Source organism: Sphingomonas sp. AP28 (assembly GCF_056680455.1).
Map to the genome: position 1 here is coordinate 2,325,001 of NZ_CM155283.1, position 14,162 is coordinate 2,339,162.

14 protein-coding genes (1 of these 14 running past the window's edge) are annotated in these 14,162 nt (G+C 66.5%); 6 read left to right on the forward strand and 8 right to left on the reverse strand.

The window, feature by feature from the left end:
• Positions 1–1,354, forward strand: the 3' portion of a protein-coding gene (locus AC1MH0_RS10575) for a lipopolysaccharide biosynthesis protein (protein ID WP_480965725.1). The gene continues 146 nt to the left of window position 1, outside the view; only the last 1,354 of its 1,500 coding nucleotides appear in the window; the start codon falls outside the window, past its left edge; it ends in the stop codon at positions 1,352–1,354.
• A gap of 15 nt (positions 1,355–1,369) precedes the next feature.
• Here AC1MH0_RS10575 and AC1MH0_RS10580 read toward each other — a convergent pair whose 3' ends face one another.
• Positions 1,370–1,795 carry a CBS domain-containing protein gene (locus AC1MH0_RS10580; protein WP_480962743.1) on the reverse strand — a complete coding sequence of 142 codons (426 nt, stop codon included), beginning with the start codon at positions 1,793–1,795 and terminating at the stop codon, positions 1,370–1,372.
• A 71-nt stretch (positions 1,796–1,866) separates the two neighbouring features.
• Between AC1MH0_RS10580 and AC1MH0_RS10585 the strand changes: the two genes are divergently transcribed.
• Complete coding sequence (locus AC1MH0_RS10585; protein ID WP_480962744.1) at positions 1,867–2,157, forward strand: hypothetical protein; 291 nt, start codon at positions 1,867–1,869, stop codon at positions 2,155–2,157.
• 108 nt (positions 2,158–2,265) lie between these two features.
• On the opposite strand, the gene AC1MH0_RS10590 is transcribed toward AC1MH0_RS10585, so the two are convergent.
• The 4 genes from AC1MH0_RS10590 to hisS all read right to left on the reverse strand — a co-directional run bounded on the left by AC1MH0_RS10590 (position 2,266) and on the right by hisS (position 7,114).
• Positions 2,266–3,552: a DUF4167 domain-containing protein gene (locus AC1MH0_RS10590; RefSeq protein WP_480962745.1), complete on the reverse strand. Its 1,287-nt coding sequence runs from the start codon at positions 3,550–3,552 to the stop codon at positions 2,266–2,268.
• Positions 3,553–3,809: 257 nt separating this feature from the next.
• Positions 3,810–4,676 carry a peptide chain release factor N(5)-glutamine methyltransferase gene (gene prmC / locus AC1MH0_RS10595; RefSeq protein WP_480965726.1) on the reverse strand — a complete coding sequence of 289 codons (867 nt, stop codon included), beginning with the start codon at positions 4,674–4,676 and terminating at the stop codon, positions 3,810–3,812.
• A 117-nt stretch (positions 4,677–4,793) separates the two neighbouring features.
• Entirely contained in the window at positions 4,794–5,867 is a 1,074-nt protein-coding gene (prfA, locus tag AC1MH0_RS10600; protein WP_480962746.1) for a peptide chain release factor 1, read from the reverse strand.
• A complete protein-coding gene (gene hisS / locus AC1MH0_RS10605; protein ID WP_480962747.1) occupies positions 5,864–7,114 on the reverse strand; it encodes a histidine--tRNA ligase in 1,251 nt (416 codons plus the stop codon). The genes prfA and hisS overlap by 4 nt, the downstream gene beginning before the upstream one ends.
• Before the next feature lie 49 nt (positions 7,115–7,163).
• Between hisS and AC1MH0_RS10610 the strand changes: the two genes are divergently transcribed.
• The 4 genes from AC1MH0_RS10610 to AC1MH0_RS10625 all read left to right on the forward strand — a co-directional run bounded on the left by AC1MH0_RS10610 (position 7,164) and on the right by AC1MH0_RS10625 (position 11,130).
• Positions 7,164–7,817 carry a DUF1345 domain-containing protein gene (locus AC1MH0_RS10610; RefSeq protein ID WP_480962748.1) on the forward strand — a complete coding sequence of 218 codons (654 nt, stop codon included), beginning with the start codon at positions 7,164–7,166 and terminating at the stop codon, positions 7,815–7,817.
• Positions 7,818–7,899: 82 nt separating this feature from the next.
• Complete coding sequence (locus tag AC1MH0_RS10615) at positions 7,900–9,813, forward strand: M61 family metallopeptidase (protein WP_480962749.1); 1,914 nt, start codon at positions 7,900–7,902, stop codon at positions 9,811–9,813.
• 74 nt (positions 9,814–9,887) lie between these two features.
• Complete coding sequence (gene ppa / locus AC1MH0_RS10620) at positions 9,888–10,463, forward strand: inorganic diphosphatase (protein ID WP_480962750.1); 576 nt, start codon at positions 9,888–9,890, stop codon at positions 10,461–10,463.
• 4 nt (positions 10,464–10,467) lie between these two features.
• Positions 10,468–11,130: a TIGR02466 family protein gene (locus tag AC1MH0_RS10625; RefSeq protein WP_480962751.1), complete on the forward strand. Its 663-nt coding sequence runs from the start codon at positions 10,468–10,470 to the stop codon at positions 11,128–11,130.
• A gap of 162 nt (positions 11,131–11,292) precedes the next feature.
• Here the strand turns inward: AC1MH0_RS10625 and AC1MH0_RS10630 are convergent, their stop codons facing one another.
• From AC1MH0_RS10630 to ispG, 3 genes are all read right to left on the reverse strand, one after another.
• Positions 11,293–11,769, reverse strand: a complete 477-nt coding sequence (locus AC1MH0_RS10630; protein WP_480962752.1) for an N-acetyltransferase family protein — start codon at positions 11,767–11,769, stop codon at positions 11,293–11,295.
• Positions 11,766–12,680 (reverse strand): DMT family transporter, encoded by a 915-nt coding sequence (locus tag AC1MH0_RS10635; RefSeq protein WP_480962753.1) that lies wholly within the window; start codon positions 12,678–12,680, stop codon positions 11,766–11,768. The genes AC1MH0_RS10630 and AC1MH0_RS10635 overlap by 4 nt, the downstream gene beginning before the upstream one ends.
• A gap of 293 nt (positions 12,681–12,973) precedes the next feature.
• On the reverse strand, positions 12,974–14,113 hold the full coding sequence (ispG, locus tag AC1MH0_RS10640) for a flavodoxin-dependent (E)-4-hydroxy-3-methylbut-2-enyl-diphosphate synthase (RefSeq protein WP_136189002.1): 1,140 nt from the start codon (positions 14,111–14,113) through the stop codon (positions 12,974–12,976).
• Positions 14,114–14,162 lie beyond the last annotated feature (49 nt).

Consider the following 14,162-nt stretch of genomic DNA (forward strand, 5'->3'; position numbering starts at 1 on the left):
CGTCATCCGTATCCTGGCGCCATCGGATTACGGCCTGTTCGCGATGTGCCAGGTCATCCTGACCTTCATGGGGATGCTCAACGGCTATGGTCTTGCCAGCGGACTGATCCAGCAGAAGACGATTACCGAGCGGGAAGTTCGCCAGCTGTTCGGCATGCTGATTCTTCTCAACGTCACGCTGGCCATCATACAGGTGTCGCTCGCGCCGCTTGCGTCGGCCTATTACCGGCAGCCGATCGTCGGCGACATGCTCCGGGTACAGGCGCTGCTGTATCTGACGACGCCCTTCATCGCGTTGCCGTACGCGCTGCTCTCCAGGTCGATGGACTTTCGCCATCAGGCGAAGGCGAACATCACCGCGTCGATCGCCTCCGCCAGCGTCGCTTTGGGTGGTGCGCTGTACGGACTTGGCGTCTGGACGCTCGTGATCGCGCCGATCGTGCTGTTCAGCGTGCGCGGGGCGATGATGACGTGGAGCGCGCGGTCGCTCGTGTGGCCGAGTTTCGACTTTCGTGGCGCGGGGACGATCGGGCGCTATGGCGGCGTGATGGCGGCGGGGCAGCTGTTCTGGTTCCTGCAGAGCGAGACCGACGTTTTCATCGCCGGACGCAGCTTCTCCGCGCATACGCTGGGAATCTATACGACGAGCCTGTTCCTGACACAGATCTTCGTGTCGAAGTTCGTGCCGCCGCTGAACGAGGTCGCCTTCTCCGCCTATGCGCGGATGCAGGCCGATCCCGACGCGATCGGGCGCGCCTTCGTTAAGGGCGTCCGGATGGTGATGATCGTCGCGATGCCGTTCTACATGGGGCTGGCCGCGACCGCCGAGCCGCTGGTACTGACCGTGCTGGGCGACAAATGGCGGGAGACGGCGCCGATCGTGCACCTGCTCGCGCTGGCGATGCCGTTCATGACGTTGCAGGTTCTGTTCACGCCGGCATCCGATGCGCGCGGCCGTCCGGGGATCGGCGTCCAGAATGGCGCGGTCGGTGCGCTGATCCTGACCAGCGCGTTCCTGGTCGGCGTGCAATGGGGCCCGACCGGCATGGGGGTGGCGTGGATCACGGCCTATCCCTTCTACCTGGGGATCAGCGCGTGGCGGACGCTGCCGGTGATCGGCGTTCGCGCGCGCGACGTGGTCCGCGCGGTCGCATCGCCGGCCTTGGCGGCGATCGCGATGGCGCTGATCGTCGGCTTGGTGGATCGCGCATTGCCACCGCTCGACGCGCACTGGCGACTGGTGGTGCTCGTCGCGATCGGCGCAGCGGTCTATGCTGCGTGGATGCTGATCTTTGCGCGGGCGACCGTGCGTGAACTGATCGCGGTTGCGCGGAAGCAGCCGGTCGCCGCCTAACCCAGCCCCATCAGCCTAGGCGGACTGGATATACTCGCGCATCGCCGCGGCGTCGGCCTCGATCCGGTCGATGCGGTATTTGACCAAATCGCCGATCGAGACGAACCCGACCAGCGTTTCGCCGTCGATCACCGGCAGGTGGCGGATGCGGCGCTGGGTCATCAGCGACAGCGCGCCGATCGCCGACTCGCCGGGCCCGATTGACTTCACCGCGGTCGTCATCACGTCGCCGATCCGCCGTTCGAGCGCCGCCGCACCATCCGATTGCAGGCAGTGGATGACATCGCGTTCGGAAAATATCCCGACGACCTTGCCGCCATCGAGCACCGGCGCCGCGCCGATCCGCTTTTCCGCGAGCAGCGCCACCGCCTCGGCCACGGTAGAATCGGGGCTCAGCGACTGTATGTCGCCCTTGTCCTTCAGGATCGCCGCGATCGTCATCTTCGCCTCTCCTCAACTGCGTCTATTGCGCCTGGCTTGAGGAAACCATGTTTGCGCGGCAATGTGAAGCGATGACCGATCGACTGCCTGAACCGCCGGCCGGGTTGGACGACCCGCACTATGCTGCATTCGCGTGGGCACGGTTCCGGGGCATCATGGCGTGGATGGTGCTGGCGGCGGCGATCTGTGTCGCGGCAATCATCGTGGCGATGGCGCATGTGCAAGGGCCGCTGCACCTCGTGACGATGCTCGCGGTGATGGGCGGTGTCGGCGGATCGGTGATGATGGCCGGACTGTTGATGGGGCTCGCCTTCCTCAGTTCGGGAAGCGGGCATGACGAGGACGTGACGCGGATCGATTGACCGCGCGACGGGCATGACGGCGGGCATGAAAAAGGCCGGTGTCGCGTGAAGCGGCACCGGCCTTTTTCAGATCTTAGCGTGATCCCGAAGCGGTCCGGGACCCCAGGTTCAGCCCGCGACCTCGTCCGGTACCGCGCGAACGCGACGACGGCGGGGCTTCTCCTCGGGCGCGGCATCGGCGGCGGGGGCCGCCGTTGCCGGTGCCTGCGCTGGCGCCGGCGTCATTGCCGAGATGCCGAGCGATGGCGGCAGGCGGTCCGCGTCGAATGCAGTCGGCGCACCTTCGTCCTGCGCGGCAGGAGCGTCGAGGCTGCGATCGCGGCGCGGGCGACCGCGACGGCGAGGCTGCTCCTCGGTCGCGGCGACGGGTGCCGTGGTCTCGGCGGTTTCGGTCGGCTGGGCAGCCTGCTCCGCAGCTTCGGTGACCGAGCGGACCGCGTCGGCTTCCGAATCCTGGTTTGCGTTGGCGACCGGTGCGCTGACGCGGGGCGTGCGGCGGATCGTCTCACGCTGTGGGGCGTCACGGTACTCGCTGCGGGGCTCGCGGACCTGCTCGTCGCGGGTCTGCGTATCACGGGCCTGCGTTTCACGGGGCTGCGTTTCACGGGGCTGAGCCTCGAGCGACTGCGCCTCACGCGCCTGCGCTTCGCGAGCCTGACCCTGCTCTTCGCCATTACGGTCGTCGCGCGACTGGGCATCACGTGGCTGGGCGTTGCGCTGGTTGCGCGAGTTCTCGCCACGGACGCGGTCTTCGCGCTGGCCTTCGTTGCGCGGCTGACTCTCGTTGCGCTGAGCCTCGTTACGGGGGCCATCGTTACGCTGGCCCTCGTAGCGGTTGTTCTCATACCGCGGGCGCTCTTCGCGCTGCGGTCGATCGTCGCGCTGAGGGCGGTCTTCGCGATTCTGGCCTTCACGATTCTGGCGGGGCGCGTTCTGGTACTGGCCATTCTGCTGGCCGCCATTCTCGCCACGCGCCTGCTCGGGCGCACCCTGCTGCTCGCCGGAGCGGATCGGTTCGCCCTCGTCGCCGTAATCGTCGTCACCGTCGAGATCGAACGGCTGCTGGCGGCGCGGCTGCTGCTGCGCCTGCGGCTGGCTCTCTTCGAAGCGGGCGCGGGTTTCGCTCAGGACGCGGAAATAATGATCCGCGAACTGGAGGTAATATTCGATGTTGACGCGGTCGCCCTGCTGCTGCGCGTCGCGCGCGAGGTTCTTGTACTTCTCGTACAGCTGGCTCGCGTTGCCACGCGCGCGGCTGTCGATACGGTTGCCGGTATCGCGACCACCCTGGCCGCCGCCGCCGCCACCCTGGCGTTGACCGCCACCACTACCGCCGCCGCCATTATTATTGTTGCCACGACCGCGACGGCGGCCGGCTTGCCGGTTGTTGATCAAGCTTGTGTCCTCAGTCGTCGAACCAAAATCTGGTCGTGCTCCGAAATGCGGTGCAAACCCCCGTCGCGCACCGACGATCTACACGAGATCGGTGCGTCGAACTTGCCAGGGCCGCCGGACTGCAGCGACCGCAAAGCGAAGGATGCGGGTCAACGCTCAAAACCGACCATGATGTCGAGATTGCGTGCCCCTGCCCGCGTGATAGCGTCCGCAAGGGACCCACTACAAGCGAAATGTGAGGTTTAGCGCCATATTGTTCAAGTCGCTGGGGCGTGGGTCGCGACCAGCGCACGAGGGTTGCCGCCATAGTCGTCGTGGAGCGCGACGTGCAGACCCTGCGCTTCGAGCAACGCGGTGACGGGGGGAGCCTGCGTCGAACCGATCTCGATCACCGCCGCGCCGTCGGGGGCGATCAGCGCGGGGAGTTGTTTGGCGAGGATACGGTAGTCGTCGAGCCCGTCGCTGCCGGCGAAGAGCGCGGCGTGGGGTTCGTGGTTCTGGACTTCGGCTGGGAGGAGTTCGTCGGTGGCGATGTAGGGCGGGTTGGCGAGGATCAGGTCGAACTGGCCGACGATCGCGCTGGCCCAGCTGCCGCGGATGAACTGCGCGCGGTCGGCCATGCCGAGGGTTGCGGCGTTGGCGCAGGCGTAGGCGAGCGCTTGGGGGGAATAGTCGACGCCGAGGCCTTGTGCAGGCCATTCGTCGAGAGCCGCGAGGAGCAATGTGCCGGGGCCGGTGCCGAGGTCGAGTATCGTTGCGGGGGCGCGGCCGGCGAAGTGCGCTTGGGCGGCGATCAGGAGGGTTTCGCTGTCGGCGCGGGGGACGAGTGCGCCGGGGCCGACGGCGAGGTCGATCGACCAGAAGCCGCGGGTGCCGGTTATATAGGCGATTGGCTCGTGGCCGAGACGGCGGTCGACGAGTGCGGGGAAGGTCTCGGGGACGGTGTAGCGATCCGGGTCGAGGAGGATCGCGTTGCGCTCGACGCCGAGCGCGTGCGCCATCAGGAGTTCCGCGTCGAGGCGCGGGGTGGCGGAGAACGCGAACTGTGCGGCGGCGGTGGCGAGCGCCGTCCTTACCCCCCCGCCCGCTTGCGGGAGGGGGTTGGGGGGTGGGCACGCGTTCACCGCGGACGCTCGGGCTGCGATAAGTCGCAAGACCCGAGCTCAACGCCCGCCTGGAACCAGCCGCGAGCCCACCCCCCGGCCCCCTCCCGCTTGCGGGAGGGGGGGAAGCAGGAAAGCTCAGCCATCCAGCTGGGCCAGGCGGTCCGCTTCGTCCTGCGCGACCAGGGCGCCGATCAGTTCGTCCATCTCGCCTGCGACGATTTCCGGCAGGCGGTGCAGCGTCAGATTGATGCGGTGATCGGTCACGCGGCCTTGCGGGAAGTTGTACGTCCGGATCCGCTCCGAGCGATCGCCCGAGCCAACCATCGATTTCCGCGCCCCCGCCCGCTCGGCATGCAGCCGGTCGCGCTCCGCCTCGTACAGCCGCGTCCGCAGCACGCGGAGGGCCTTGGCCTTGTTCTTGTGCTGCGACTTCTCGTCCTGCTGGATCACCGTCAGCCCGGTCGGGATGTGGACGATCCGCACCGCCGAGTCCGTCGTGTTGACCGACTGCCCCCCCGGCCCCGACGAGCGATAGACGTCGATGCGCAGGTCTTTGTCGTCGATCTTGACGTCGACCTCCTCCGCCTCGGGCAGCACCGCGACAGTGGCCGCCGAGGTGTGGATCCGGCCGCCCGCCTCGGTCGTGGGCACGCGCTGGACGCGGTGGACGCCGCTTTCGAACTTCAATTTGGCGAACACGCCCTGGCCGGTGACGCTGGCGACGACTTCCTTGAAGCCGCCCGCGTCGGACGACGATCCGGAGATCATCTCTACCCGCCAGCCCTGCGATTCGGCATAGCGCTGGTACATCCGGAACAGGTCGCCCGCGAACAGCGCCGCCTCGTCGCCACCGGTGCCGGCGCGGACTTCGAGCATCGCCGAGCGCTCGTCGGCGGAGTCGCGCGGCAACAGCGCGAGCGCGAGTTTGCGGTCCGCGGTCTCGAGCAGCGTGCGGTTCTCGTGCAGCTCGTCCGACGCCATCGCGCGGAGTTCGTCGTCGGCGTCCTCCGCCATGAACGCGAGGCTTTCGGCCTCCTGCCGCAACCGGCGCACCTCGGTGGCGGCCTGGGCAACCGGTTCGAGCTCGGCATATTCCTTCGACACCGCGACGAAGCGATCGGAGGGGAGATCGCCGGTCGACATCAGCGCTTGCAGCTCGTCACGCCGCGCCTCGATCGCGCGGATGCGGTCGGGGGAGATCTGGATCATTCAAGACCGCCGGTAGCCGAGTCGATGATCGCCCTGAACTGATCGGGGTGAAATTTGGCCCTCAAGCCGCGTTCGTTAATGCTCACGAAGCCGTCTCTGCGGGACAATGAGATCGCGTAGGCCGGGTTCGTCCTAAGCGCCTTCTCGTACCGCTTTTTCGGGTTTCCGGTGACACTCACTTCCACGGTAAAGCCTGCTCGCCGAAGTGCTGCCGTCAGCTTAGTAGCCGCAGACTCAAACTCTTGAGCTTCGGCAACAACCGCGACGTCGACCTCGGGCACCGCCGGCAAATCAATCAGCATAGCCAATCGCTCGACACCCGCGGCCCAGCCAACGCCAGTCGTCTCAGGCCCACCGAGCGACCCGATCAGCCCGTCATACCGCCCGCCGGCCAGCACGGTCCCCTGCGAGCCCAGCCGGTCCGTCACGAACTCGAACGCGGTGTGGCGGTAGTAATCGAGGCCGCGGACCAGCCGCGCGTTGCGCTCCCACGCGACACCCGCCGCATCGAGCCCGGCGGTCACTGCTTCGAAGAATGCGCGTGCCTCGTCCGTCAGATACGCGTCGATGTCCGGCGCGCTGTCGGCGATCGGGCGGTCGCGGGGGTCCTTCGAATCGAGGATCCGCATCGGGTTCTTCTCGAGCCGGGTCAGGCTGTCCTCGGACAATTCCCCGCGATGCGCTTCGAAATGCGCGACCAGCGCCTCGCGCCAGGCGTCGCGCGTCGCCGCGTCGCCCAGCGTGTTGAGCTGCAACGTCACGCCCTCGGAAATGCCGAGTTCGCGCAGCAACTGGTCCGCGAGCACGAGCAGCTCGACGTCCGCCGCTGGTTCAGCCGCACCGATCACCTCGGCGTCGATCTGGTGGAACTGGCGGAAGCGCCCCTTTTGCGGGCGCTCGTAGCGGAACACCGGACCGCTGGTGGTGAGCTTCAGCGGCGCGAACTGCTGCCAGCCTTCGGTCAGATAGGCGCGGGCGATGCCGGCGGTGAACTCCGGGCGGAGCGTGAGCGAGTCCCCGCCGCGATCCTCGAACGTGTACATCTCCTTCGACACGACATCGGTCGTCTCGCCGAGCGAGCGCGTGAACACCGCCGTCGACTCGAACACCGGGATATCGACGCGCTGGAAGCAATACAGCGCCCGCACGCGCTCGAACGTCGACAGGACATGCGCGAACCGGCGCTGCTCGTCGCCGAAAATGTCCTGGGTGCCACGGATGCGGCGCGGAGTTTCTGTCTTGGCCATGATGCGCGCGTATCTAGGCGACGTCCCCGCTAAGCGCTAGCGCTGTGGCATGAACGACAAACCCAGATATTGGGGCCTCGGCCAACGCGTTGCCCCGCCGCGCTTCATCCTGTTCGTGCTGGTCTTCGCGATAGGCCTCGCCGCGCTGATCCCGCGGTTCGGGCTCGGGCGGGGCACGATGGCGGCGTTCGACGTCGCGGCGATCGTGTTCCTGATCGCGGTCTCGACCTTGTTCCGCAACGCCACCGCCGCCCGGATGCGTCGCGCGGCGGAAGAGAACGACGCCAACCGCGCGGTGCTGCTCGGGTTCAGCGGGACGATCATGCTCGTCATCCTGGTCGCGGTGGCGAAGGAATTGCAGGGCAAGAACGACGCGGTCGGAATTGCGCTGACGATCTCGACGCTGGCGCTCGCGTGGCTGTTCTCGAACATGATCTACACGCTGCACTATGCGCATCTCTACTATGTCGACGATCCGGACGGGAAAGACGCGAAGGGTCTCGACTTCCCGAGTTGCGACGAGCCCGACTACTGGGACTTCGCCTATTTCGCGTTCACGCTGGGGATGACGTTCCAGACCTCCGACGTCGAGATCACCTCGCGCCGGGTGCGCAAAGCCGCGCTCGGCCAGTGCATGGCGGCGTTCGTGTTCAATATCGGCGTGCTGGCGTTCACGATCAACGTGCTCGGGAGTGCTGGCTGAGGGTACCGGGTAAAGGACTGGACGGCTGCCCTTTATCGCGATTACACCTCGGGTCATCGTCTCTCAGCCGGAAGGCCCTTCCTTGATCCGCAAGCTTATCGTCGCATCCCTGCTCGCGTCCGCTATTCCTGCGGTATCGCAGGTTCCAGCAGGCAACACCGCACCACAGCCGGTGCCGTTCGTCGACACCATCCCCGACGCGGTCGACACGCCCTACCCCGGCACGCTGCTGCTCGATGTCGATGCGACCGATACCGAGCGCGGCATCTTCCGCGTGAAGCAGACCATCCCGGTCGCCAAATCCGGTCCGATGGCGCTGCTCTATCCGAAGTGGCTCCCCGGCGCGCATTCCCCACGCGGCGAGATCGAGAAACTCGCGGGCCTCGTGATCCGCGCGAACGGCAAGATCCTCCCCTGGACGCGTGATCCGGTCGATGTCTTCGCGTTCCACATCGACGTGCCGACCGGCGCGAAGTCGGTGGTCGCCGAATTCCAGTTCATCTCCGCGACCAAGGGCGACCAGGGCCGTATCGTCATGACGCCGACGATGATCAGCCTCCAGCCGAACCTCGTCAGCCTGTACCCGGCTGGCTATTTCACCCGCCAGATCCCGATCAAGATGACCGTTACCTACCCGGCGGGCTGGACTGCTGCTGGTGCGGTACCGGCGAAAGTATCGGGCTCGACCTACAGCTACGACACGACCAACTACGAGATCCTTGTCGATTCGCCGACGCTCGCGGGCAAGTACGGCAAGGTCTGGCCGCTCTCCCCCCGCGTCGACCTGAACGTCTTCGCCGACAGCCCCGACCAGCTCGCCGCCAAGCCCGAGCAGATCGACGCGCACAAGCGCCTCGTCGACCAGGCCGCCAAGACGTTCGGCGCGCAGCATTACGATCATTACGAATTCCTGCTGTCGATCACCGACCAGCTCGGCGGGATCGGGCTGGAGCATCACCGCAGCTCCGAGAACGGCGTCCGCCCCGGCTATTTCACCGAATGGGAAACCGGCGCCGCGGCGCGCAACCTGTTGCCGCACGAGTTCACGCATAGCTGGGACGGCAAGTTCCGCCGCGGCGCCGACCTGTGGACCCCGGACTTCCGCACGCCGATGCGCGATTCGCTGCTGTGGGTGTACGAAGGCCAGACGCAGTTCTGGGGCTATGTGCTCCAGGCGCGCTCGGGGCTGGTCAGCAAGCAGGACACGCTCGATGGCTATGCCTCGATCCTCGGCATCTACGATACCGCGCCGGGTCGCCAGTGGCGTCCGCTGATCGACACGACCAACGATCCGGTGATCTCGGCACGCAAGCCGAAGGGCTGGACCAGCTGGCAGCGCTCGGAGGATTACTACAACGAGGGCCTGATGGTCTGGATGGAAGTCGACGCGATGCTTCGCCAGAAGTCGAACGGGACCAAGTCGATCGACGATTTCGCCAAGGCGTTCTTCGGCGTCCGTGACGGCGATTACGGCGAGCTCACCTACACCTTCGCCGACGTCGCGAAGACGCTGAACGGCATCGTCCCCTATGACTGGGCGACGTTCCTGAACACGCGCCTGACCGAGACGGGCAAGCCCGCGCCGATCAACGGCTTCGCGATGAACGGCTACAAGCTGGTCTACGGCCCCGAGCAGAGCCCCTATCTGAAGCAGGCGGAGAAGAGCCGCGGCACCGATGTCAGCTATTCGCTGGGCATGGTGATCAACAAGGACGGCGTGGTCACCTCGTCGATCTGGGACAGCCCGGCGTTCAAGGCGGGTCTCGACGTCGGCACCGAGATCGAGGCGGTCAATTCGGAGGCCTATTCGTCCGACCGGATCAAGGCGGCGATCCTCGCGGCTAAGGGTACCAAGGTGCCGATCCGCCTGACTGTAAAGAACAATGACCGATTCCGGGATATCTCGCTCGATTACCATGACGGCCCGCGCTATCCGCGGCTGCAGAAGGTGGGTACAGGTGACGGCGGGCTCGACAAGCTGCTGACGCCGCGTTGAGCCTTTGAAATCTACCGGTGCCGGCCGCTCCCCTGACGAGGAGCGCCGGCACCGTCATATTCGAAAGGACCGCCATGCGTATCGACCTCATCCCGACCGGCAAGAATCCCCCGGAAGACCTCAACGTCATCATCGAGGTGCCGACCGGCGGCGAGCCCGTGAAGTACGAGTTCGACAAGGCGTCGGGCGCGCTGTTCGTCGATCGCATCCTGCACACGCCGATGCGCTATCCCGCGAACTACGGCTTCGTACCGCACACGCTCAGCCCCGATGGCGATCCGCTCGACGCGCTCGTGATCGCGCGCTCACCGTTCATTCCGGGCTGCGTCGTCCGCGCGCGGCCGATCGCGGTGCTGAACCTGGAAGACGAAGCTGGCGGTGACGAGAAGCTGGTCTGCGTACCGGTCGACGCGGTGTTCCCGTATTACGCCAACATCGGCGAGCGCGGCGACATGCCCGAGATCGTGTTCGAGCAGATCGAGCATTTCTTCACGCACTACAAGGACCTGGAGAAGAAGAAGTGGGTCCGTGTCGGCAAGTGGGGCGATGCCGACGAAGCCAAGCGCGTGACCGTCGAGGCGATCGAGCGCTACAACGCCGCCAAGGCGCAGGGTGAAGAACCACACGACCACGACGTCGCCGGACGCTGATCGCGTGACCACGGCGTCGCGTACGTTCGATGGTATCCGCGTCCGCGCGGCGCAGATCGGACTGTACGAGACGCCGATCCTGCACGGACGGCTGGCCGATGCCGCAGCCCTGACCGCGGCGTTGCGCACCGCGATCCTCGATCGCTACGCCGCCGCGCCAAGCCTTGCCCGATCCAATGTCGGGGGCTGGCATTCGGCCACCGACATGCTCGACTGGGGCGGCCCGGCTGCGGCGGCGCTTGCCGATACCGCGGTGAAGATGGCAAAGCGCGCGTCGCATTTCGATGGGCGGGATGCGGCGACGGTGGAGTGGACCGTCAAGATGTGGGCGAACGTGTCGCCGCCCGGCGCGCTCAACATGAGCCACGCGCATCCCGGCGTGCTCTGGGCCGCGGTCTATTATATCGACATGGGCGTCGCGCCGGTGTCCGGTGAGGCGGGCGGCGAGCTGTTCTTCGAGGACCCGCGCTTCCCGGTACCGTTCATGCGGCTGCCGGGGTTTAGGCTCGTCGGGATCGACGGGCAGCCGCAACCGGTCGAGCGCCGCCTGCCGACCGAGGCGGGCGACCTGATCCTGTTTCCCGCCTGGCTCCGCCACGGCGTCCGGCCGCACCTAGGCACCGGCGACCGCATCTCGATCGCGATGAACATCGACGTGAAGGGGTAGGACCGTCGTAGGGGACGCCCTGGCCGCCCCCCTCCCTGGAAGGGAGGGGTCCGGGGGTGGGTCGGCTTCCGCATACCCGGCAGTGGTGAGGGAGTGGCTAAAACCGGCCAACCCACCCCCAGCCCCTCCCTTCCAGGGAGGGGAGCGGGACGACGCTTCGATCTACCGGCCAGCGAGCTTTACCAAAGCATCCCCGGACATCCGCTGGATCGTCCAGTCCTCCATCCCGACCGCGCCGACCTTCCGGTAGAACGCGATCGCGTCGGCGTTCCAGTCGAGCACCGACCATTCGAACCGCGCGCAGCCGCGATCAATCGCGATCCCTGCCAGATGTGATAGCAGCGCGCCGCCGACCCCCTGCCCGCGCGCTTCGGGCGTGACGTACAGATCCTCGAGATACAGCCCCCGCCTGCCGGTCCAGGTCGAGAAATTGTGGAAGAACAGCGCGAACCCGAGGGGGCCTTGCGCGGTCTCCGCGATCACGGCCTCCGCAGCAGGCCGCTCCCCGAACAACGCCTCTTCCAGCATCGCTTCGGTCGCCTCTACGGCATCCGGTTCTCGCTCGAACGCGGCGAGTTCGCGGACGAAGCGCAGGATCGTGCCGACATCGGCAGCGGTGGCGGAACGGATGACGGTCATGCACTAGCCTCGATCGATGTCTGCGCGATGTCACGCCTTCGCGCTGCGTACAGGCACGCGACGACGATGATCGCCGCGCCGGCCAGCGTGAACGCCGATACCCGCTCGCCGAACACCAGGAAACCCAGCACGGCCGCATAGACGAACGAGGTATATTCGGTGGTCGCGAGGAACCCGGTATCGCCGTGCGCATACGCCCAGCCGAGCAGCCACAGCGACGCGGTCGCGAGCCCGGCGGCGAGTATGAGCTTGGGCCATTGCACCGCTTCGGGCACCACCGCGAGCCACGGCGCGGCGAGCGCAAGCGTCGTGGTGATGACGAGCGCCTGGAAAAAGGCGATCTCCCCCGGCCGCGCCGCCTGGCTCTGCATCCGCGCGATCACGAGGTTGACCGCGTACAGCACCGCCGAGCCGAGGATCGCGAGCGTCCCATGGAACGTCTCGGGCCCCGGCACCTCCCGTCCCTGCCCAATCATCACCACCAGCACGCCGCCTAGCGCGGCGATCGACGCGACGAAGGTCTTCCACCCCACGCGCTCGCCCAGCGTGACCGCGGCGAGCAGCAGCGCGAGGATCGGCGCTATGTAGGTCAGCGATATCGCCTGCGCCATCGGCACGCGTGCGAGCCCCCAGAAGAACAGCACCGCCATCGCCGTCGTCACCAGCCCGCGCGCCAGATGCAGCTTCAACGCGCGCCCGCTCGGCCGTCCGCTCTTCCCGAGCCTCCACGCGACCGCGCCGAGCCCGACGCTGATCATCTGCCGCCATAGCAATGCGTTATAGACGCCAATCGCCAGCACGAGTGACTTCATCACTGCGTCCATCATGGAAAACAGCCCGATGCCGAGCGCGGCGATCGAAAAGGCTAGAGCTGGGGAAACGGTGCGGGATGTAATCGGACTAGACCGCATCGTGAACGGTCAATGTTCGGATCATCCTCATGCGGTCCGCTTAACCTGCATCCTGTCGCGACGCCATCGCCGGTGCCGGAATTGCCGTTGCGGACGTCGAAGGTTTGATAAAGCGAAGTCCAAGGTTGCTGTTCGCCCGCGAAAGCGGGGGCCCAGGACCACGAACGCTATCGCCGGTAACCCTGGACCCCCGCTTTCGCGGGAGAACGGCAGGAGGATGCGCGCGTCACGCCATCATCTTCACAGAAATCAGAGTTGGTGAAAGGAGCGCGTAAGCAGCTGACCACTGAAACCTATTCCGCCGCCATCTCCGGTACCAAGGCCGCGATAGCCGCATCCGCCGCGTCGATTTCTGCCGCCTTCGCCTCGACCAGTCGGACGATGTGATCGACCATGTCGGCGTCCTGAACATGATGGTCGGTCACACCCGACAGATACACCATGTGCTTGCCGTTGCCGCCGCCGGTAATGCCGATATCGGTCTCGCGCGCTTCGCCCGGGCCGTTCACCACGCAGCCCAGCACCGACAGGGACATCGGCGTGCGGATATGCTGCAACCGCTCTTCCAGCGCCTGCACCGTGCGGATCACGTCGAAACCCTGACGCGCACACGACGGGCACGACACGACGCGGACGCCGCGGTTGCGGATGCCGAGCGCCTTCAGGATCTCGAAGCCGACGCGGACCTCCTCTTCCGGCTCGGCCGAGAGCGACACGCGGATCGTGTCGCCGATGCCGTACCAGAGCAGGCTGCCCATCCCGATCGCCGACTTGACCGTGCCGCCGACGAACCCGCCCGCCTCGGTGATGCCGAGATGCAGCGGGCAATCGACCTGCTCCGCAAGCTGCTGGTACGCCGCCACCGCGAGGAACAGGTCGGAGGCCTTCACGGCCACCTTGAACTCATGAAAATCATGGTCCTGCAACAGCTTGATATGATCGAGCGCCGACTCGACCAGCGCATCGGGGCAAGGCTCGCCGTATTTCTCGAGCAGATGCCGCTCGAGCGAGCCGCCGTTGACGCCGATCCGGATCGCGCAGCCGTTCGACTTGGCCGCATCGACGACTTCCTTCACGCGCGCCGCCGAGCCGATATTGCCCGGGTTGATGCGCAGGCACGCCGCGCCGGCGTCCGCTGCTTCGAGTGCGCGCTTGTAGTGGAAATGGATGTCCGCGACGATCGGCACGCGGCTGGCGCGGACGATCTGCTTGAGCGCGGTGGTCGATTCGACGTCGGGGCAGCTCACGCGAATGATGTCGACGCCCGCGTCTTCGCAGCGCCGGATCTGGTCGACGGTCGCGCGCACGTCGTCGGTAGGCGTGTTGGTCATCGTCTGCACCGTGACCGGCGCATCGCCGCCGACGGGGACGTTGCCGACCATGATCTGGCGGCTCTTGCGGCGGGTGATATCGCGCCAGGGACGAAGGGACATGGGGATTCCTCGGGAGTTCGAGGCCTATATAGCGACTTGCGCGCTGGAA